Origin of the sequence: Pseudidiomarina halophila (assembly GCF_003987215.1) — a bacterium.
GTDB classification, from domain to species: Bacteria; Pseudomonadota; Gammaproteobacteria; order Enterobacterales; family Alteromonadaceae; genus Pseudidiomarina; species Pseudidiomarina halophila.
Genome location: NZ_PIPW01000004.1, coordinates 121,449 through 140,970 on the forward strand (window position 1 = coordinate 121,449; position 19,522 = coordinate 140,970).

The following is a 19,522-nucleotide window of genomic DNA, read 5'->3' on the forward strand; positions in this document are numbered from 1 at the left end:
CCCATTCGCGCTTAAATTCGTTAGAATGCGGAACAATTTTCTAAAAAAACAGTGATTGGGCTTGTTTGAACGCAGAACAGCCCCATCTCAAAGCTATTAAAACTAACTCGATAAGACAGAGGAATTTATGGACTTTTTAATTGGTACAGCTCACGCACAAGACGGCGCAGCAACTCAGGGTGGCGGCATGGAACTGATCTTTATGCTGGTCATGTTTGGTTTAATTTTCTACTTCATGATTTACCGCCCACAAGCTAAACGCGTCAAGCAGCATAAAGAACTTATCGCCGGTATTAGTAAAGGCGATGAAGTATTGATGAATGGTGGTATGGTCGGTCGCATCACTAAAATCAACGAAGAAAGCGACTTTATGGTTATCGCACTTGCTGAGACCGTGGAAGTGACTGTGCAGAAATCAGCGGTAACCGCGGTTCTGCCAAAAGGGACCATGAAATCTCTGTAAAGGAGATAAGGATTTAACGTGTTAAACAAGTTTCCGCTCTGGAAAAATCTGATGGTAATCGCCATTTTGGTGATTGCCGGAGTTTACGCTTTACCTAATCTCTATGGTGAAGACTTCGCGGTTCAGGTATCAGCAACGCGCACCACCAGCATCGATACGCAAGTAATGGGGCGGGTAGAAGACACGCTGGCTGAGCTGGATATTGCGCCAAAGTCGATTGTCATGGAAGAAGATCAGTTGTTGATTCGACTCTCTTCCGACAATGAGCAGTTAAAGGCGCGCGAGGCCATTATGCAGGAGCTGGGCACCGACTATGTCGTGGCACTCAATCTGGCTCCAGCGACGCCAGATTGGCTTGCAGCTTTAGGCGCGACGCCAATGAAGTTAGGTTTGGACCTTCGTGGCGGTGTGCACTTTCTGATGGAAGTGGACATGAACGAAGCGATGCGCAAGATTTTAGGTCAAATGCGTGACACCGTCCGCACCGAACTGCGCGAAGAGCGGATTCGTTATACCAGTATTGAACGTCGTGACGATGACATAGTGGTCACTCTGCGGACCACTGAGGATTATCAGGCGGCTGAAAACTATCTCGACGGTCTTTATGAAGGTTATACCTTGCTTGAGGATGAAGCGGCGCGAACTCTTACTTTGCGGATGACCGAAACGAAGATCGAAGAAACCCGTGATTACGCCATCTCACAAAACGTGACCATATTACGGAATCGCGTGAACGAGCTTGGGGTTGCGGAGCCGCTGGTGCAGCGTCAGGGTGCGGAGCGCATCGTCGTGCAGTTGCCTGGTGTGCAGGATACAGCCCGGGCGAAAGAAATCCTTGGCGCTACAGCTACGCTGGAATTCCGGCTTGTTGATGACCAAAACAGTGTCCGTGAGGCGGAAATGGGACGGGTACCATTTGGTTCTGAACTGTATCCGAACCGCAACGGCGGTAATGTTCTGCTGAAAGAAGATGTAATTCTAACCGGCGATCATATTGTTAATGCCAATTCGGGATTCGATGAGAATCAGCGGCCACAGGTCAACATTAGCCTGGATGGTGTAGGTGGCGATAAAATGTCACTGGCCACGCGCGACAATGTTGGTAAACCAATGGCAACTCTGTTTATTGAGTTCAAAACGACCGGTGAACGAGATCAGGAAGGCGACATTATTTTTGAGCGTCATGAAGAAGTTATTAACGTCGCAACCATTCAGGCACGGTTGGGAAGTAGCTTCCGTATCACCGGCCTGGATTCTGTGCAGGAAGCGCAAAACCTAGCACTATTACTGCGTGCAGGTGCTTTGATCGCGCCCATCCAGATTGTCGAAGAACGCACCGTCGGACCGAGTCTTGGTCAGGAAAACATTAATATGGGGATCCAGGCTATTGTCTGGGGTTTTGTCCTGGTATTGGCGTTCATGGTGATGTACTACAAAAAGTTCGGCATGGTCGCAAATCTGGCACTGGCAACCAATCTGATCTTGATTGTTGGGGTGATGTCGATGATTCCTGGCGCAACCCTGACCTTACCTGGTATGGCGGGTATTGTTCTGACCGTAGGTATGGCCGTCGATGCTAACGTGCTTATTTTCGAGCGAATACGTGAGGAAATAAAAGCCAAGCGAAGTCCGCAGCAAGCGATTCATCATGGTTATGATAGTGCTCTGTCAACGATTGCTGATGCCAACGTTACGACGTTAATTGCAGCGATTATCTTGTTTGCGATTGGTACGGGTCCGATTAAAGGATTCGCGGTAACACTCGCAATCGGTATTGTGACCTCAATGTTTACCTCAATTGTAGGTACCCGTGCAGTGGTGAATGCCATCTGGGGTGGTAAACGCATTGACAAGTTATCGGTTTAGGAGGCCACATGCACGAGCTAATAAAAACGGATAAAACCATACCATTCATGCGCTTCCGAATGGTCGCATGGATTTTCAGCGGACTCTTGCTGATCGCTTCTATTGCTTCACTGGCGATAAATCAGTTGAACTGGGGCCTGGACTTTACTGGCGGTACGGTTATTGAAGTCGGTTACGAACGTGAAGCTGACTTAAGTGAAATACGTACTACACTTGATGCTAATGGCTTCTCTGGTGCTGTGGTACAGAACTTTGGTACCCAGCAAGATGTGCTGATTCGTATCGAGCCGCAGGAAGGCGTTAAAGCGCAAGAGGTCGGTGACAATATTCTTAATTTGTTGCGTGCTGCTACAGATGAAGAAGTAACCATGCGACGTATCGAGTTTGTCGGTCCCAATGTGGGTGACCAGCTAACTCAGCAGGGCGGTTTAGCCATGCTAACTGCCCTGATCTGTATCTTGATTTATATTGCCTTTCGCTTTGAGTGGCGTCTTGCGTTAGGTGCAGTTGGCGCCTTGGCGCACGATGTAATTCTGACGCTGGGTCTATTTTCTATCCTTGGGTTGGAATTTGATTTGACGGTGCTGGCAGCTTTACTCGCTGTTATTGGTTACTCCATTAACGATACCGTGGTGGTCAGCGATCGAATTCGCGAGAATTTCCGTAAATTCCGCAAGGGCAGCTCAGAAGAGATTATCAACGGTGCCCTGACGGATACTATGAGCCGCACAGTGATTACCTCGTTAACGACCGTACTGGTATTGTTTGCGTTGTTTTTCCTTGGTGGTGCATTGATTCATGGCTTTGCGACAGCATTGTTGTTTGGTGTATTTATCGGTACCTATTCGTCGGTTTATATTGCCAGCTCACTGGCCTTAGCATTAGGTGTAAGTCGCGAAGACTTGATGCCACCTGAAGTTGAGAAGGAAGGTGAAGATTTGGATCCGATGCCGTAACGGTTGTCGATGATCAATAGGGAACAGGAGAACGGATGATGTTAGTTGTGCTATCGCCAGCGAAGAACCTGGATTACGAGAGCCCGTTGCCAACGGAGGAGTACAGTCAACCACGCTTACTTGAGTACGCTCAGGAGCTGGTTGATCGGTGCGAGTCCCTGTCACCACAGGAGCTGGGCTCGCTGATGAAAATCAGCGATAAACTGGCAGGACTCAACGCAGCGCGTTTTGCTGACTGGCATCAACCCTTTACTCCCGATAATGCCCGCCCCGCATTATTTGCTTTCGATGGTGATGTTTATAGCGGTCTTCAGGCAGAAAAAATGTCTGATGAAACAATTGCCTTTGCGCAGGAACATTTGCGTATATTATCGGGTCTATATGGTGTACTACGGCCACTTGACCTGATGCAGCCCTACCGTCTGGAGATGGGAACCAAGCTGGATACTGCGCGTGGTAAGAACTTGTATGAGTTTTGGGGTAATGTCATTACCGATATGCTCAATGAAGATTTACGTGCCAGTGACAGCGATGTGCTAGTTAATCTTGCGTCACAAGAGTATTTTTCTAGTGTAGACCCGAAGCATTTGAAAGCAGAGATTATTACACCTGTTTTTAAAGACGAGAAAAATGGCGAATACAAGGTTATAAGTTTCTGGGCGAAGAAAGCCCGTGGGGCTATGGCTCGCTTCATCATGACCGAAGCGGTAAGTGACGTGGCTGAATTAAAGCAATTTAATGCCAATGGCTATCGTTTTAACGCCGAGCAATCAACTGACACTGAGTTGGTATTTCAGCGTGCTGAGCGAGACCAGTAAACCAATTTAGGAGCTGATATGATTGATCGCGATCCCAATTACCAACCCCAGGCGGGCGGCAAAGGTAAACTTATTGCTGCATTAACTATTGTAATTGTGCTTGCCGTGGTGGTGATTTGGTACCTGATGCAGGACCAAAACCCGCGTCAGTCATCTCTGCCAGAACCCGTAGCGGTTGAACCACAGATCAATACCATTGACGAGCCAGCTGAAAACCTGGTTCCTGACCCTGCGGAAACTGTAGAACTGGGCGAGGAAGAGACAGCCGAGCCTGAAGCCGAGTCACCGGAGGTTACTGAGCCGGAACCGGAACTACCAGCACTCACCGAAAGTACAGATGAGATCCTTGCCCGCCTTGAAGCTCAGGAGCAACCTGTTGAGCCGATTCAGAGCGAGCAGTTAATACGTGATGCGGTTGTCTTTGTCGATAACATTCGTAATGGCGTAGTGGTGCGTGATGCAGCGCCTGTTGCCGGGCCAAAAGGCGATTTCCGGGTATTAGAACAAGACGACAAAATTTACATCGACCCGCGCTCCTATGACCGCTACAACAGCTTGGTGGATTGGTTTGTCAGTCTTGACGTTGAGGTTTTGGAAAATTTACTGGAGCGTTACCAGCCACTGGTGGGAGAGGCTTTAGCAGAAATCGGCTATCCTGATACTGCGCCTGAAACAGTGCTATTGGATGCTATCGATGTATTAATGGCGACGCCTTCAGTGGGTACCGTCATTGAACTTAACGATCACAGCGTCATGTACCGTTTTGCAGACCCGGCTCTTGAAGCGCTTCCTGATGCCCAGAAGCAAATGTTGCGCCTTGGCCCGGACAATATGCGCCGCGTCAAACTGAAACTCGAAGCGTTGCGTACCGCGCTGCAAGATGGCTAACGTTAATGAGATAATCCCGGAGCACCTTCGCGCTCCGTTACCGACCCGCGGCAACCGGTTCAGTCGTTGGGTTGGTCGGGTAGGGATGCGTGTACTCGGTGGCTGGCGTATCGAAGGTGAACTGCCAGCGACCCGCCAGGCTATCATTCCCGTTGCACCACATACGTCCAACTGGGATTTCTTTGTTGGTGTGTTTGTAATGCTGGCGCTGGGCCTGAAGTTATCCTTTCTTGGTAAACATACGATCTTCCGCTTCCCTATTAACAGCGTGCTCCGCTGGTTAGGCGGTATTCCTGTTGACCGGCGTTCTGCGCAAGGTGTGGTCGGGCAAATGGTTGATGAGTTTGAGCAACGTCACGAGTTAATTTTGGCGTTAGCGCCCGAAGGTACGCGAAAAAAAGTCAGTGAGTGGAAAAGAGGCTTTCTGCACATTGCCCGGGCAACCCAGGTACCGGTGATTCCAGTGGGCTTTGATTTCTCGCGCAAAGTCATTGATATTCGCCCACCAATGATGATTACCGGCGATATTGAAAGTGAACTTCTGCGGGTAAAGCAGGCAGTTGCGCACGCAGTAGGTAAAAATCCACAACATGCCTGATAGCAAAATTTGTGCTATTATCGCGCCGATTTCTTTATAAGGATGCAATCATGAACGTAATTGAAGCCGGCATCGCTGCACCAGGCAAAAAATTTGCTTTGGTGGTTTCAAGATTTAACCACTTTGTAGTCGATAGCCTCCTTGATGGGGCGGTGACTACTTTGAAGCATTACGGCCAGGTAGCCGCTGATGATATTACCGTGGTCAAAGCACCTGGTGCTTATGAATTACCACTTGTCGCACGGCGTTTGGCCGCGACCGGTAAATATGATGCGATCATCGCCATTGGTGCCGTGATCCGTGGTGGTACACCACATTTTGATTTTGTTGCTGGTGAATGTAATAGCGGGCTAAGCCGCGTTATGCATGAATTTAACGTACCTGTTGCCAATGGTGTGATCACCACTGATACCATTGAACAAGCCATTGAGCGTAGCGGCACCAAAGCCGGCAATAAAGGTGCGGAAGCAGCTTTAAGCGCGCTTGAAATGGTTAATGTGCTCGAGCAGCTCTAAGAGGAACTACTATGAAACCAGCTGCACGTCGTAAAGCGCGCAAGCTTGCAGTACAAGCCATTTATTCCTGGCAACTGAGTGAGAACAGTATGAGCGATATCGAAGCTCAGTTTCTCACTGACAATGACACCAGTAAAATTGACGTTGATTACTTTCTGGCTTTGGTACGCGGTGTTGCGGGTCAGGTCAGAACCTTAGATGACGCGCTGTCGCCGTTTTTAGACCGGCCTCTGGCGGAGCTTGATCATGTCGAGCGTGCAGTATTGCGTCTGGCCGCATTCGAACTCCGTGAACGGCTTGATGTGCCCTATAAAGTTGCGATTAACGAAGCCATTGAATTGGCGAAGTCATTCGGCGCTGACGAAAGTCATCGTTTCGTCAACGGGGTACTCGACAAAGCAATAGACAGTTTACGACCCACCCGCAGATAACGGCTCAATCCATGGCCTTTGGCGAGTTTGATCTTATCGACACCTACTTTACCCGGCGTTGGCCTGAGCGCGACGACGTGGTGCTTGGAGTGGGTGACGATGCCGCAATTCTTAAAGTCCCAGAAGCTTCAGAGTTGATTATCGCCACAGATACCATGGTTGCCGGTGTACATTTTGATAAGCAAACACCAGCCCGTGCCGTAGGACACAAGGTCGCCGCAGTTAACCTCAGTGATCTCGCCGCAATGGGGGCGGAGCCTGCATGGCTGTCGCTCGCGCTAACCCTGCCGGAAATGGACCACGACTGGTTGACGGGGTTTAGCCATGGACTGCGCGAGATTTGCGCCTATTACGATTGTCAGTTGATTGGCGGTGATACCACTAAGGGGCCGCTGTCATTGACCGTTACCGCACATGGCTTCGTGCCTGTCGGCGCTGCATTGCGACGTGATGGTGCAAAACCGGGCGACTGGATCTATGTCAGTGGCAGCCTCGGCGATGCCGGTCTGGCACTTGCTGCGCAACAACAGCGGGTCGAGATCTCTGACAGCCATTACCGCCGCGTGCTGGAGCGACTTTATTTCCCATCGCCACGGGTCGCGTTAGGCCAGAATCTGCGTGATATCGCGTCCAGTGCCATTGATATTTCTGACGGCCTGGTAGCGGATTTACAGCACATACTGAAGTCTTCGAATGTTGGCGCGCGTATTGATGTTGATGAAATACCGCTGAGTATGGCGCTGACCGGATCCGTTGATGCCGACCAGGCGATTTCTTACGCGCTATGTAGTGGCGATGATTACGAGCTTTGCTTTACCGTGCCAGAGAGTCGCCGTGGGGTGTTCGATACTGCTATCGCACGTCATCCGGCGAAACCGACCTGCATCGGCAGAATTACCAGTAAGGCCAAAGATTTGCGGCTGGAACGTAATGGCGAGGTCTGGGAAGGCATGACTGGGAAAAACGGTTATGACCACTTCAGCTAAGCAGGATAAAACGCTACCAGCGGTGAGTGTGAAGCGATTGGCACACCCTGTGCACTTCTTTTCACTGGGATTTGGCAGTGGTCTTGCGCCTAAAGCTCCCGGCACCTTTGGTACCCTCGCGGCGGTTCCTATTGTATGGTTGCTGCAAGGCGTAGATCCCTGGATTTATCTTAGCATTGCGGTGTTGGTCAGTCTGGTTGGTATTGCGATGTGCCGGGCAACAGCAAATGCCCTGGGTGTGCATGATCATCCGGCGATAGTGTTAGATGAAATTGCCGGTTATTTACTAGCTATGAGTTTCTTGCCGGCTACCTGGGTAAACCTGCTGCTGGCGTTTCTATTATTCCGCTTCTTCGACATTATCAAACCAGGACCTATAGGTTGGTGCGATAAGCGTCTGCACGGTGGTTTAGGCATTATGGCTGACGATATCCTTGCTGGTATCGTCAGCGCGCTGCTGCTACATCTCGGCTATGCGTTGACGAATACGTTGTTCTAAACCATCGGCATCTAAGCCAAGTTCAGCACGAATCTCCTGCTGGTCGCCGTGCTTGATGAACTGGTCAGGCAAACCTAACTGTAAGATTGCAGTTGTAAGCCCTGCACCGTGCAAAAACTCACCTACGGCACTTCCCGCTCCACCGGCAACGACGTTGTCTTCGACGGTGACGAGCAGATCATGACTGTCCGCAAGCTCACGGATCAACTGTTCGTCGATTGGCTTCACAAAACGCATATCGGCAATGGTCGCGTCGAGGTTATCGGCGCAAGGTATAACATCGTTTAGAACTGTACCGAAGCTCAGGATGGCAACCTTGGTGGCACTTGCCTCATTGGCGCGGCGCAGAATGCGGCCTTTACCTATAGTGAGCTCCTGCAGCTCAGCATCGATGTCACATCCGGTGCCATTACCGCGCGGATAACGCACGGCTGCAGGCTGTTGTAGCTTGTGGCCAGTGTAAAGCATGTTGCGGCATTCGTTTTCATCAGACGGTGTCATAACCACCATGTTTGGCACGCAACGCAAATAGCTCAGATCAAATGCTCCCTGATGGGTAGGCCCGTCTGCACCGACGATGCCGGCGCGATCAATGGCAAACAATACGGGTAAGTTCTGCAGGGCTACATCGTGGATCAGTTGGTCGTAACCGCGTTGTAAAAAGGTCGAGTAGATTGCTACCACTGGGTGGAAGCCGCCAATTGCCAGGCCGGCGCCGAAGGTGACCGCGTGTTGCTCGGCGATCGCAACATCGAAATACTGCTGTGGGAAGCGCTGCGAAAACTCAACCATGCCGGAACCTTCACGCATGGCTGGCGTTACCGCCATTAATTTTGGATCCTGAGCCGCCATTTCGCAGAGCCAGTCACCAAAAACCTTCGAGTAAGATGGCGTCGCCGCCTTTTTACTGGGTAATGATGTGGTGGCAGGATCAAATTTGGGTACGCCATGGTAGCCAATAGGATCTTTTTCTGCAGGCTCGTAACCTTTACCTTTGCGGGTAACCACGTGCAGGAATTGCGGGCCTTTCAGGTGGCGCATGTTGCGCAAGGTTGACACCAGTAGATTAACATCGTGACCATCGATAGGACCGATATAGTTAAAGCCTAGCTCTTCAAAAATAGTACCAGGGGCAACCATGCCTTTCATGTGTTCTTCAGCACGGCTTGCCAGGTGATGAATGCCGGGCATGCCTTGCAGCAGTTTTTTGCTGCTCTCGCGCAAAGAGGTATAAAACCTACCTGAAAGTACCCGCGCCAGGTGGTTGTTGAGGGCACCGACATTCTCCGAAATCGACATATCGTTGTCGTTTAAAATAACCAACATGTCGGGTTTGATATCACCGGCATGGTTCATTGCTTCAAAGGCCATACCTGCAGTCATGGCACCGTCGCCAATAATCGCGACAACTTTTTTCTCGGTGCGCTCGCGCTGGGCCGCGATGGCCATGCCTAAAGCGGCACTGATTGAGGTGCTCGAATGACCGACGCTAAGAGTGTCGTACTCGCTCTCCGGACGCCACGGAAACGGATGCAAGCCATCTTTCTGTCGAATGGTATGCAGTTGGTGTTTGCGTCCGGTTAAAATTTTATGCGGGTAGGCCTGATGACCTACATCCCAGACGAACTGGTCATAAGGTGTCGCATAGACATAGTGTAATGCTACCGTCAGTTCAACGGTGCCAAGCCCCGACGCAAGATGGCCGCTGCTGCGGCTGACTGAGCTGAGCAGGAATTCGCGTACTTCTGCGCATAGCTGCGGTAGCTGGCGTTCATGCAAGGTACGTAAATCCGCTGGATTATCGATACCGTCGAGTAACGGATAAGCGTCGTGAGACGAAGATGTCATGCGATTAATGATCCCGGTTTAACAACTGTTCTGCAAAATTTTCTAGTAACTGTGTATTGTAGGGGATTCCGTGGAGGGCTTGAAGCGCTTTCTGGTGTAATTGCGTGAGCTTTACCCGGGCAGCATCCAGACCCAGTAACTGTACATAGGTGCTTTTATTGGCGGCTTCATCTTTACCGTTTGTTTTTCCTAAGGTTTCTGTTGAGCCGACGACATCGAGGATGTCATCCTGGACCTGGAACGCCAGTCCCAACCAGGTGGCGAACTGGCTGAAATCATTATAATACTGTTGCGCCTCGTCGTTGCCTGCCAGTACTCCAAGCTGCACTGCCGCGGTGATAAGTGCGCCGGTCTTTAGCTGGTGAACCTGTTCGAGTTCTGGCTCACTCAAGTGCGCATCTGTGGCGGCCAGATCAAGTGCTTGTCCACCACACATGCCCCGACTTCCGCTAGCGTGCGCAAGTACCCGTAACATGGCAACTTGCCGCGCTGCTGGAAGCTCCGCGTTGTCGCTGCTCAATAACTCAAAAGCTAATGTTTGCAGGGCATCGCCAGCCAGTATCGCCGTCGCTTCATCAAAAGCACGATGACAGGTAGGTTGACCACGTCGCAAGTCGTCATTATCCATTGCCGGCAGGTCATCATGAACAAGTGAATAGGCGTGGATGCATTCGACTGCTGCTGCAGCTGTATCGAGCGCGGCTTTTGGCGCGCCACAAATGCCGCCTACGCTGTAGGTTAGAAACGGCCGTACGCGTTTGCCGCCGAGCACCAAAGCATAGTGCATGGCAGCGTGTAACTTACTGGCAGGTGAAACACGGGCGTCGAGTTGCTGCTCAAGAACCGCGTTAATCTGTTGCCGTTGCTCGTGTAACAAGCTGTTCAATGTCACGAATCGGCCTCGTCGGTCACGTCATTCGCGAAGCCAGTGAGCTCTTCGCCGTTTTGCTGCTGTAATAGCTGGCTGACTTTCTGTTCAGCTTGTTGCAGTTTTTGCTGGCTTAACCGTGACAGGCGCACGGCTTTTTCAAACTGCTCAAGAGCCTGTTCAAGTGGCAGTTCGCCCTGCTCGAGCTTTACCACAATTTGTTCTAATTCCTGAATGGCTTGTTCTAGCGATAAATCACTCATAGCGGCACCTGTTGATATGCGTGGCGCACAAGTTACCCTGATTCCGATGTACCGTCAAATCAGGTATACTAGCGCGTTTTTAAAGTCAAAGAAGTCGTTCACCCATGAAATTTGTAATCCGCTTACATGCCGAAATTACGATAAAGAGCAAAGGCGTTCGAAAACGTTACGGCAAAGTACTGGTTAGTAACCTGAAAAACATCCTTAAGCGCGTTGAAGTTGACGACGAGGCGCCAATTAAAGTGCTCTGGCTATGGGATCGCATTGAAGTCAATGTCGCCAGCCAGGATCCGCTTGTCGCCGAACAAATCAGCGATGAACTACAACGTATTCCGGGAATTGCCTGGTTCAGTCGCTCCCACGAGTTACAACTTAATTCCACCAGTGAAGCTGATTTTACCCCGATTTTGCAGCAAGTACTAACAACCTGGTCAGCGCGTCTGCAGGACCGCAGTTTTGCGGTGAGGGTAAAGCGTAAGGGTAAACATGGCTTCCGTTCCATGGATCTCGAACATTATATCGGTGGCGGTGTATTACAAAATGTCGCTGGCACGCGGGTCGAATTGCGGCGGCCGGATATTGAACTGCGAATTGAAGTTGATAACGAAACGGTACGGGTATTTGGCGATAAACAGCAAGGTCTCGGAGGTTTTCCGCTGCCGACCCAGGAAACTGTGTTGAGTTTGTTGTCCGGTGGTTTTGACTCGAGTGTCGCAAGCTTTCAGTTGTTGCGTCGCGGTGCCCGCACGCATTTTTGCTTTTTCAATCTTGGTGGCGACCGTCATGAAACAGGTGTGCGACAAACAGCCTATTATCTGTGGCAAACCTACGCCAGCTCACATCCACTGAAATTTATCAGTATCGACTTTGCGCCCGTGGTCGAGGAAATTCTCACCCATGTCGATAATGGCTTGATGGGTGTGGTGTTGAAGCGACAAATGTTACGTACGGCACAAATTGTCGCACGACGTAGTAATGCCCAGGCATTAGTCACCGGTGAAGCGTTGGGGCAGGTCTCGAGCCAGACATTGAGTAATCTCAGTGTGATTGATGAAGCGATCGACACCTTAGTTCTACGTCCGCTGATTACCATGGATAAACAAGAAATCATTAATATTGCGGAACACATAGGCACCGCTGATATTGCCCGCAGTATGCCGGAATATTGTGGCGTGATTTCAATCAAACCGACGGTTAAAGCGCAGCGCGATGCGGTGCTAGAAGCCGAAGCTCGACTTGATCCTGAATTACTCGAGCGAGTCGTGCGCGCGGCAAACGTTGAAGACGTACGGCATATTGGTGAAAGCACCGATGCTCAGATTGAATCCGTAAGCTCGGTTGTCGATGCGGCGCAAAAAGATGATGTCATTATTGATATCCGCAGTCTGGATGAGCAGGAAGCCAAACCGTTAACTCAGTTGCCAGCAGGCATTACAGTGCAGAGCATTCCGTTTTTTAAGCTTGCGACAGCCTTTGCTGAGCTTGATTCAGCGCAGCGCTACCTGCTTTATTGTGAAAAAGGTGTAATGAGTAAGCTCCAGGCTCTTTACTTACAAGAGCAAGGCTATAACAATGTAGGCGTTTATCAACCTCGTCGCGAGGCTTGATGTGGTAACGAACAAGGATCCTAAATGAGTTCGAAAAATTGGGCGCGCGTACTTTTTATTGGGTTACTAATAGTGGTGACCGCCGCGTTTTTAATGCAAGTATCAACTGGTGAACTGCCGCGTTTTGAGCATTTAGATAAAGTTGTTCATTTTGCCGCGTTTTTTGTGCTTGCCTGGGCGTTTTATCATGCTTTCCCAATTCCAATCTGGGCAGCTTTGGTGGTGCTTACTGGCTATGGTCTGCTCATTGAGTACATCCAGGATCTTTTGCCCTATCGGGATTCAAGTTGGGGCGACTTGCTGGCTGACGGCCTGGGTGCTGCGACCTTCTACTTAATTGCATGGTGGCGCTTTATGCGCCACCGCAGAAAACTAGCTAAGACTTCTTCTTCTTCTTCTTCGACTTAGCGTCAGTTTTCTTATTCTTTTTCTTTTTCGTGCGCTTACGCGGATCAGGGAATTTATACTGTGGTTTGAGCTCAGCAAATACCCGGCGCTCGATTTTGCTTTCCTGGTAGCGCTCGATACGACCTAGTAAATCGGCATCGTGCGCCTCGACCAGATTCACCGCAACACCACTTTTCCCGGCACGCGCTGTACGTCCGATACGATGCAAATAAACATCTGCCTGCCGTGGCAAGTCATAATTAACCACTAACTCGACATCTTCAATATCCAGGCCGCGGGCGGCAACATCTGTGGCGATAAGCGTCGCATCGGCAAAGGTTTCCATCCGCGCGATAATTTTCTGCCGTTCGTCTTGCGGCATATCACCACGCAAGGTTAAGTTCTTAATCTCCGCGCTCCACAACTTCGCTGACAGCTCTTCTACCTTTTCCCTGGTGCGCACAAAGATCACGCGCCGTCCGGGGTAGTCCTGCAAAAGTCGCAACAACAGCTGCAATTTGTGATCAGCGGTGTCCGCCTGGTACCAACGTTGCAGGATCTTGCCTTTTTCACGTTTTGGCGGCTGCACGACAACGTGCTCCGGCGACTTTTGAATTGCCGCAGAAAAACGCAGTACGCCCGGACTCTCCAGGGTCGCGGAAAACAACAGCGACTGGGTTAAATTAAGCGCGGATTCGGCAATCATTTTCACTGACTCAGTGAAGCCCATATCGAGCATCCGATCAGCTTCATCGATAATCAGCCACTCAATCTGTTCAAGCTCGCACTGACCGGCATTAAGTAAGTCGATGAGGCGGCCGGGTGTGGCGACCAGAATATCGTGGGGTGCTTCAAGCAGCTGATGCTGACTGCCGTAATTGACACCACCGGTAATCAGTACCGAGCGTAACCCGGTGGATTCTTCAAAGGCATCTGCTTGCTCAGCAATCTGCTGCGCCAACTCGCGGGTCGGTGCTAGAATAAGGACGCGTGCACCACCGGGTTGCTGACGCGGGAAGTCAATCAGGTGCTGCAGCGCAGGCAGTAAGAATGCCAGAGTTTTACCTGTTCCCGTGGGCGAGTTGACGAGTAAATCTTGTCCTGCAAGCGCCAGTGGGATGACAGCTTGTTGTACTTTCGCTGGCTTATTCAGCTCAGCGCCTAGCAGTACGTCAATGAGTTCGTCGTCGAGTTCGAGTTGATCCCAATCGGGGGTCATGATGTGTTCCTTAGTTCCAAACGATTTGCTTCGTCGGGGTCAGCATGGGCTTTCAATGCCAGCAATTTTATATCAAAGACGATCGATGTGCGATGAAAGTAAGCACAGATAGCCTTATTTTTGGTAGTTATGTGCCGATTAGTAAAGCCAAGCGCGCACTCGATCTCGGCACCGGCTCCGGCATACTGGCGCTCATGCTGGCACAACGGAGTGCTGAATTGCAGATCGACGCCATTGATTGCGAAGCTGAGGCGGTGGGGGAGGCTGCTGAAAACGCAGCTGTTTCGCCATGGCCTCAGCGAATTCAAACCTATCAGGCCGATGTGCGGGACTGGCAAAATTCCTATCGTTACGAGCTTATTGTATGTAATCCGCCTTATTTTCCTGAACAACTGGTAAGTCCGCAGCTGACACGGCAATTAGCTCGGCAGGGTGACACTGAAATTAGTGATTGGCTAAGATGCGCGCGGCGTAACTTGTCAGCAGCCGGCCGTTTTTACTGGATCATTCCGCACAGTCAACGTGAATCACGCGCTGAACACGCGCAAGCTAATGGCTTTCATTTGCGCGATGAACTGTTGATTTTTAGCACTGCCAAGAAGCCAGCAAAGCTAGTGATTCAGGGGTGGCAGTTACAACCCGCAACGTCCGTGGCTGTTACCGGGTTAACGATTCATGCGGGCGCCGGTTATAGCGCGGAGTACCGTGAGCTTACCGGCGATTTTTATCTCGCCGGTAAGTCACAAGCGGAGCAAGGTTAAAGACCAAGCACCTCTTTACCTTGCTTGAAGGTGATGTCGACAGGAATATTTGCCGCAGACAAACGGTCAAGATCCGCTTGCAGGGTGGAACCCACATTTCCCATTTCATCGAATAACTGACCAACACCTTGATAATCACCATCACCCTGGAGCGTTAAGATTTTCTCTGAAAGACTTGTCATGGCGGCTCGGGTGGCGTCCATATTGACAGCATAAAGCCCGTCTTCGTTACGGGTAAATGCCCCGGCATCAGCAAAGTAGTTAAAGCGGATCATGTTAGCTTTGCCATGCGCACTGGAAGCGCCGAAACGAACTGAGCGAAAGATACCTGCTAAAAAGGTCACGTAATAATCCTCGAGTTGACCCTCGGTAATCACGCCTTTTTCGAGTAACTGGGTGACCATATAAAGTCCCAGGATGTCAGCTTTGCCTTCTTCCAAAGCTGATGCATGCTCTTTCAAAGCTTCCCGTACAGTACTGCTACCATCAAGAGTGTTTTTAATACCTAAACCGTGGGCGACCTCATGGAACATGGTATTGGCAAAGAACGCATCAAAGGTAATATGTTGGCGTTGTTCTGGCACAATCAGCTCATCGGCGATTGGAATTAGAATCTGATCAAACTTCGCCCGCATGGCGTTCTTCAACTGCAACCGACGGGTACCTTTTTCTAACTGGACTTCTTCATCATTAGGCAGGTTTATCGCAATGGTTTTGCTACCAGCATTGGAGTGGCCCGCATAGTAAACCACATCGTAAGCATTTAACTGAGCTTCAGAGCCTGGCATTTCAGCCTTATAGTCTTCAGCAACCGGCAGGCCGCGCTGAAGTTCAGGCAAATACTCAGCATACTTTTCCAGCCTTTCGCTCCAGGCGAGGTCCTTAATCAGCACATAAGATTCAAACCCGGCGCGATAGCCGAAGAGTTGATCTTCGTAGGTTTCAATGGGACCAATGACAACATCAATTTCATTATCTGTCATTTCCATCCAGGCCAGATCTGAGGCTTGGTAGCTATTGGTCTCAAATGCATAGGCGCGCAGGTTCAGATAATTCTCGAAACTTTTACTTTCCGCCAGGTAAGCGGCCTGACGCAGCAGTGACGCAGCTTCGTTAAGTTGTTCTTCGTAGGCTTCGTTATAGGGGATCGAATAGAGCTCACCGGCTTCATTGCGGCGAACCAGCGTATAAAGATCGATTTTCCCTTCAAATTCGGCTTGTTCGAATTCTGCCTTACTCATGTCGACCGGATAAAAATTCGCGCCTGCAGGCTTAGGCCCAAAGCCGGTCAGAAAGGGTTGGTTATTATTAAGACGATCCCAGGGGCCGTAGTTAATTTCGACAAACTCACGGACTTCATCATCACTAACAGCATTAAGGAGCTCAGCTTTATCTCCAGGAAAAGCCTGCAGCCAGAACAGGTCGTCCATAATATCGGAGGCGTCGATTAAAAGTTCGATCAGTTGCTTCTGTTCGTCGCTGAGATGACTTAAATCGGTGGTCAAATCGACCGACTGATAAATATCCAGTCGTTGCTCGGCACCTTCAACAAGAACATGAGCCGGGGCTTCGGCCTCGTCGCTCATTGGCGTTGGGGTCGTTTGCTGTTGGCCGCAGGCACTGAGTGTGAGTAGTGCCAGTGCCGATAGGGTAAACATATGGGTAAGTTTCATAGTGCACCTGTAGTGTTGCTCTGAATGACCAAAGTGTAATTAATCTACGCTGATTTGGTCATTAAATAAACTAACAAGTTGCGGAAACAATGCGCTGATTTCACCGCTTAATAATGCGAAATCGGCATCTATTTTCTGTTCCGGTGTTGCATCCACTAACTTGTCCTGATCATCCAGCAGCACGTCAGTTGCTTTGAAACGCTTAATCGCCATGTCCTGCTCCAATACCATGGTAATGCGTTCCTGCCACTCAACTGCAAGCTTAGTGACCTGCTTACCATGCTCTAAATGGGCGGTGATCTGGGGACTGGTCAGCTCGTGATTTTTACAGCGGATGATTCCACCTTCTTCATCGCTGTCGCGTAATTCAGCTTCATCGCCGAATTCAAATTCTCCGGGCAGCTGCCCCTGTTTCAACCATTGGGTGAAATAAAGTTCAGTCGGCTGTTCGCTGAACCAGGGTTTGACTGGCAATGAACCGAGACTGCTGCGCAATAAGCCGAGGAAGTCTTCTGCCTGATTACTGGCGGAGGCATCGACTACAACAATACGGTGTTGCATGTCGAGCATGCCCCAGGTGAGCTTAAAACGTGTAAACGCCTGAGGCAGCAGTTGATGCACCAGATCTTCTTTTAACGATTGTTTCTCCTTGCCAACCACGCGGCGGCCCTGATCGGCCTCAATAACTTCAATCTGTTCTTCCAGCTGGGCATTGACCACACTTGCTGGCAGCACTTTTTCCTCTTTGCGCGCACAGAACAAATAGTGTTTTCCTATCTGGTGAAACAACTCTTCGCTGCGCGCCCCAAACGGTGATGACCAGCCAAAACTAGCCAGCTCACTGCGGCCGCATGGCTTGAATTGATGTTCAGTAAGCGCTGGTGCTAAATCTTCCGGGAGTTGAAAATCATCAGCTAAGGTATAAATACGCAAATTGCGAAACCACATAACTTCATTCCTTGGTGTTGGCTGTTAAATCAGATTAGCTATCAATAAATTGAATCGGTAATTCAATGTGATAGGAGAGTCCTTCGCCCGGTGCCGATTGTACAGCTATGGTACCAGAGAAGGTTTGTTCGACGAGGTCGCGGACAATGTGTGTGCCCAATCCACTGCCACCGCGCTCTCTTCGCGTTGTGAAGAACGGGTCGAACAGATGTTGCTGCTGAGCTTCGGTGAGCCCTCTGCCGTTATCTTTATAGTCAATATGCAAGACGTCGCCCTGCCGGCGAACCTCAATGTGCATTTTGCCTTGCTGGACATCGGTAAACGCGTGAATTAAAGAATTTAACACGAGGTTAGTAATGATCTGTGCCAGTGCACCGGCATTGCAACGGGCATTAAGATCTTTCGGACAATCAAGCTGAATCTCATGATCGGTATTTTTGAAACGCGGTCGCAGCGCTTGCAACACACTCTGAAAATAATGGTTAAGATTAATCTCGCGAATCGCCGCGGAGGTCTGGTCAACGGCCACCTGTTTAAAACCGTCGAGTAGCTCAGACGCCCGCCCCAGATTACTCTCAGCTAAGTTCACCCCTTCCATACTGGCGCTTAGCAGCTCGCGTAGTTGGGCTTCGGTCAACTCTTTGTTTTCCAGCGCTTGCTGTATTGCCTCGAGTTTGTCGCGCAATAAACTGGTCGCGGTGATGCCGATACCGAGCGGAGTATTTACATCATGGGTAATGCCAGCAACTAAACGCCCCAGTGATGCCAGTTTTTCCGCTTCAATCAGCTGGTCCTGTACCCGCTCAAAGGCTGTTACCGACGACTGTAACTGGGTATTGGTTTCACGCAGATCGTCTTCGATAATTTTGCGCTGGCGAATTTCCCGCTCGAGTTTTTCCTGGCGCCGTTCCAGTTCATCTTTACGTCGTTCGAGATCCGTTAATACCTGGCTCAGACTTGAGGTTTTGCGCGCGACCTCCTGCTCTAACACAGCGTTTTGTTCATCCAGCTGGCGGTTAGCAAGCAGCAGTTGCTGTTGTGTGCGTTTCAGATCTTCCTGATAATCCTCGAGGTTATCCAGCAACTGGTTGTAGGCCTGCTCAACCATTTTAAATTCGGCATGACGATTGTGCTTTAAGTTGATACGTGAATTTTCCAGATCATCAAGACGGAAATTACGAATCTGTTGCGTCAACATATCCATGGGGCGGTTGAGCATGCGGTTGAAGGCCAGTGTAAACAACACAATCAGGAAGGTACTTTTAATGATGGCGTTGCCGAATATGAAGTACAAACTGAACTTAATCCGCTCGAGGGCAATATCCCGGGTAGAAAATAAGGTCACATCACCAACCCGGTTCGAGTCGCCGGCAAATTCGAAAATAATCGACGAATAATAGCCGAACAAACCGTTGCGTTCCTCTATGACGAAATCTTCAACATCGTTGGTTAAGTTAAGCGCATTGATGTTGTCTGTCAGACCAAGTTTGACGATGGTGTCGCCGGACTCGTCACGAATAACGATACCAGCGATGGCTGGAATGTTGATGAGCCCTTCAGCGATGGCTTCAATTTGGCGGTTGTTGTATTCCCATAATGAACGCGCGAGGGAGTTGCTGAAGGTACTTTGCTGGTTTTGTAATTCCTGCACGAGCTGACTTTTGGTATCGAAATACTCACCCATTACCTGCACACAAGTCACTATCAGTGTAAGTAGAAAATACACCGAGAGTACGTTGGTTAGCAGAGATTTAGAGATACTGGTGGTGCCCGACATCGAATCACTCGCTGGATTAGTTAAGTTCAGTTTATCCCAACTGCGGCGAAGCGCAACCGCAAGACAAGGTAAAGCCGCTGTCATGAAGTCTTCACAGTGGCGTCACTTAGCTGTCATAAAAAATCCCTAAAGTGCCAGCACGAAAATAAAT

At 50.0% G+C, this 19,522-nt stretch carries 20 protein-coding genes; 13 read left to right on the forward strand and 7 right to left on the reverse strand.

The window, feature by feature from the left end:
* The first annotated feature begins 127 nt into the window (after positions 1-127).
* Genes yajC through CWI69_RS11385 form a run of 10 tightly spaced genes read left to right on the forward strand, consistent with a single transcriptional unit; the run spans position 128 to position 8,020 of the window.
* Positions 128-463 carry a preprotein translocase subunit YajC gene (gene yajC / locus CWI69_RS11340; protein ID WP_126764416.1) on the forward strand — a complete coding sequence of 112 codons (336 nt, stop codon included), beginning with the start codon at positions 128-130 and terminating at the stop codon, positions 461-463.
* An 18-nt stretch (positions 464-481) separates the two neighbouring features.
* Positions 482-2,329: a protein translocase subunit SecD gene (gene secD / locus CWI69_RS11345; protein WP_126764418.1), complete on the forward strand. Its 1,848-nt coding sequence runs from the start codon at positions 482-484 to the stop codon at positions 2,327-2,329.
* 8 nt (positions 2,330-2,337) lie between these two features.
* On the forward strand, positions 2,338-3,285 hold the full coding sequence (secF, locus tag CWI69_RS11350) for a protein translocase subunit SecF (RefSeq protein ID WP_126764420.1): 948 nt from the start codon (positions 2,338-2,340) through the stop codon (positions 3,283-3,285).
* Between the two features lie 35 nt (positions 3,286-3,320).
* Positions 3,321-4,103 carry a peroxide stress protein YaaA gene (gene yaaA / locus CWI69_RS11355; RefSeq protein WP_377094979.1) on the forward strand — a complete coding sequence of 261 codons (783 nt, stop codon included), beginning with the start codon at positions 3,321-3,323 and terminating at the stop codon, positions 4,101-4,103.
* Between the two features lie 18 nt (positions 4,104-4,121).
* Positions 4,122-4,991, forward strand: coding sequence for a DUF3014 domain-containing protein (locus tag CWI69_RS11360; RefSeq protein ID WP_126764421.1), 870 nt, complete (start codon positions 4,122-4,124; stop codon positions 4,989-4,991).
* The gene (locus CWI69_RS11365) at positions 4,984-5,589 is read left to right on the forward strand and encodes a lysophospholipid acyltransferase family protein (protein ID WP_241971109.1); all 606 of its coding nucleotides are present in this window, start codon (positions 4,984-4,986) and stop codon (positions 5,587-5,589) included. Before CWI69_RS11360 ends, CWI69_RS11365 begins: the two co-directional genes overlap by 8 nt.
* Before the next feature lie 50 nt (positions 5,590-5,639).
* Positions 5,640-6,104, forward strand: a complete 465-nt coding sequence (ribH, locus tag CWI69_RS11370; protein ID WP_126764423.1) for a 6,7-dimethyl-8-ribityllumazine synthase — start codon at positions 5,640-5,642, stop codon at positions 6,102-6,104.
* 11 nt (positions 6,105-6,115) lie between these two features.
* On the forward strand, positions 6,116-6,535 hold the full coding sequence (gene nusB / locus CWI69_RS11375) for a transcription antitermination factor NusB (protein WP_126764424.1): 420 nt from the start codon (positions 6,116-6,118) through the stop codon (positions 6,533-6,535).
* A gap of 11 nt (positions 6,536-6,546) precedes the next feature.
* Positions 6,547-7,521, forward strand: coding sequence for a thiamine-phosphate kinase (gene thiL / locus CWI69_RS11380; protein WP_126764426.1), 975 nt, complete (start codon positions 6,547-6,549; stop codon positions 7,519-7,521).
* Positions 7,505-8,020 carry a phosphatidylglycerophosphatase A family protein gene (locus CWI69_RS11385; RefSeq protein ID WP_126764427.1) on the forward strand — a complete coding sequence of 172 codons (516 nt, stop codon included), beginning with the start codon at positions 7,505-7,507 and terminating at the stop codon, positions 8,018-8,020. The genes thiL and CWI69_RS11385 overlap by 17 nt, the downstream gene beginning before the upstream one ends.
* On the opposite strand, the gene dxs is transcribed toward CWI69_RS11385, so the two are convergent.
* Genes dxs through xseB form a run of 3 tightly spaced genes read right to left on the reverse strand, consistent with a single transcriptional unit; the run spans position 7,982 to position 10,999 of the window.
* Positions 7,982-9,868 (reverse strand): 1-deoxy-D-xylulose-5-phosphate synthase, encoded by a 1,887-nt coding sequence (dxs, locus tag CWI69_RS11390; protein ID WP_126764429.1) that lies wholly within the window; start codon positions 9,866-9,868, stop codon positions 7,982-7,984. The two genes, CWI69_RS11385 and dxs, sit on opposite strands and share 39 nt — an antisense overlap.
* A gap of 4 nt (positions 9,869-9,872) precedes the next feature.
* Positions 9,873-10,760, reverse strand: a complete 888-nt coding sequence (gene ispA / locus CWI69_RS11395) for a (2E,6E)-farnesyl diphosphate synthase (protein ID WP_126764431.1) — start codon at positions 10,758-10,760, stop codon at positions 9,873-9,875.
* Complete coding sequence (xseB, locus tag CWI69_RS11400) at positions 10,757-10,999, reverse strand: exodeoxyribonuclease VII small subunit (RefSeq protein WP_126764433.1); 243 nt, start codon at positions 10,997-10,999, stop codon at positions 10,757-10,759. The genes ispA and xseB overlap by 4 nt, the downstream gene beginning before the upstream one ends.
* Positions 11,000-11,103: 104 nt before the next feature.
* Here xseB and thiI point away from each other — a divergent pair, with 104 nt between their 5' ends.
* Positions 11,104-12,606 carry a tRNA uracil 4-sulfurtransferase ThiI gene (gene thiI, locus CWI69_RS11405; RefSeq protein WP_126764434.1) on the forward strand — a complete coding sequence of 501 codons (1,503 nt, stop codon included), beginning with the start codon at positions 11,104-11,106 and terminating at the stop codon, positions 12,604-12,606.
* Positions 12,607-12,630: 24 nt separating this feature from the next.
* The gene (locus tag CWI69_RS11410) at positions 12,631-13,014 is read left to right on the forward strand and encodes a VanZ family protein (RefSeq protein ID WP_126764436.1); all 384 of its coding nucleotides are present in this window, start codon (positions 12,631-12,633) and stop codon (positions 13,012-13,014) included.
* Here CWI69_RS11410 and srmB read toward each other — a convergent pair.
* Complete coding sequence (gene srmB / locus CWI69_RS11415) at positions 12,983-14,212, reverse strand: ATP-dependent RNA helicase SrmB (protein ID WP_126764438.1); 1,230 nt, start codon at positions 14,210-14,212, stop codon at positions 12,983-12,985. The genes CWI69_RS11410 and srmB overlap by 32 nt on opposite strands.
* A gap of 92 nt (positions 14,213-14,304) precedes the next feature.
* Between srmB and CWI69_RS11420 the strand changes: the two genes are divergently transcribed.
* The gene (locus tag CWI69_RS11420) at positions 14,305-14,973 is read left to right on the forward strand and encodes a tRNA1(Val) (adenine(37)-N6)-methyltransferase (protein ID WP_157984271.1); all 669 of its coding nucleotides are present in this window, start codon (positions 14,305-14,307) and stop codon (positions 14,971-14,973) included.
* Here the strand turns inward: CWI69_RS11420 and CWI69_RS11425 are convergent.
* From CWI69_RS11425 to CWI69_RS11435, 3 genes are read right to left on the reverse strand one after another with little or no spacing between them, the layout of a single operon-like run.
* Complete coding sequence (locus CWI69_RS11425; protein ID WP_126764441.1) at positions 14,970-16,646, reverse strand: dipeptidyl-peptidase 3 family protein; 1,677 nt, start codon at positions 16,644-16,646, stop codon at positions 14,970-14,972. The two genes, CWI69_RS11420 and CWI69_RS11425, sit on opposite strands and share 4 nt — an antisense overlap.
* A 39-nt stretch (positions 16,647-16,685) precedes the next feature.
* Entirely contained in the window at positions 16,686-17,594 is a 909-nt protein-coding gene (rdgC, locus tag CWI69_RS11430) for a recombination-associated protein RdgC (RefSeq protein WP_126764443.1), read from the reverse strand.
* A gap of 34 nt (positions 17,595-17,628) precedes the next feature.
* Positions 17,629-19,455 carry a sensor histidine kinase gene (locus tag CWI69_RS11435; RefSeq protein WP_241971110.1) on the reverse strand — a complete coding sequence of 609 codons (1,827 nt, stop codon included), beginning with the start codon at positions 19,453-19,455 and terminating at the stop codon, positions 17,629-17,631.
* Positions 19,456-19,522: the final 67 nt, after the last annotated feature.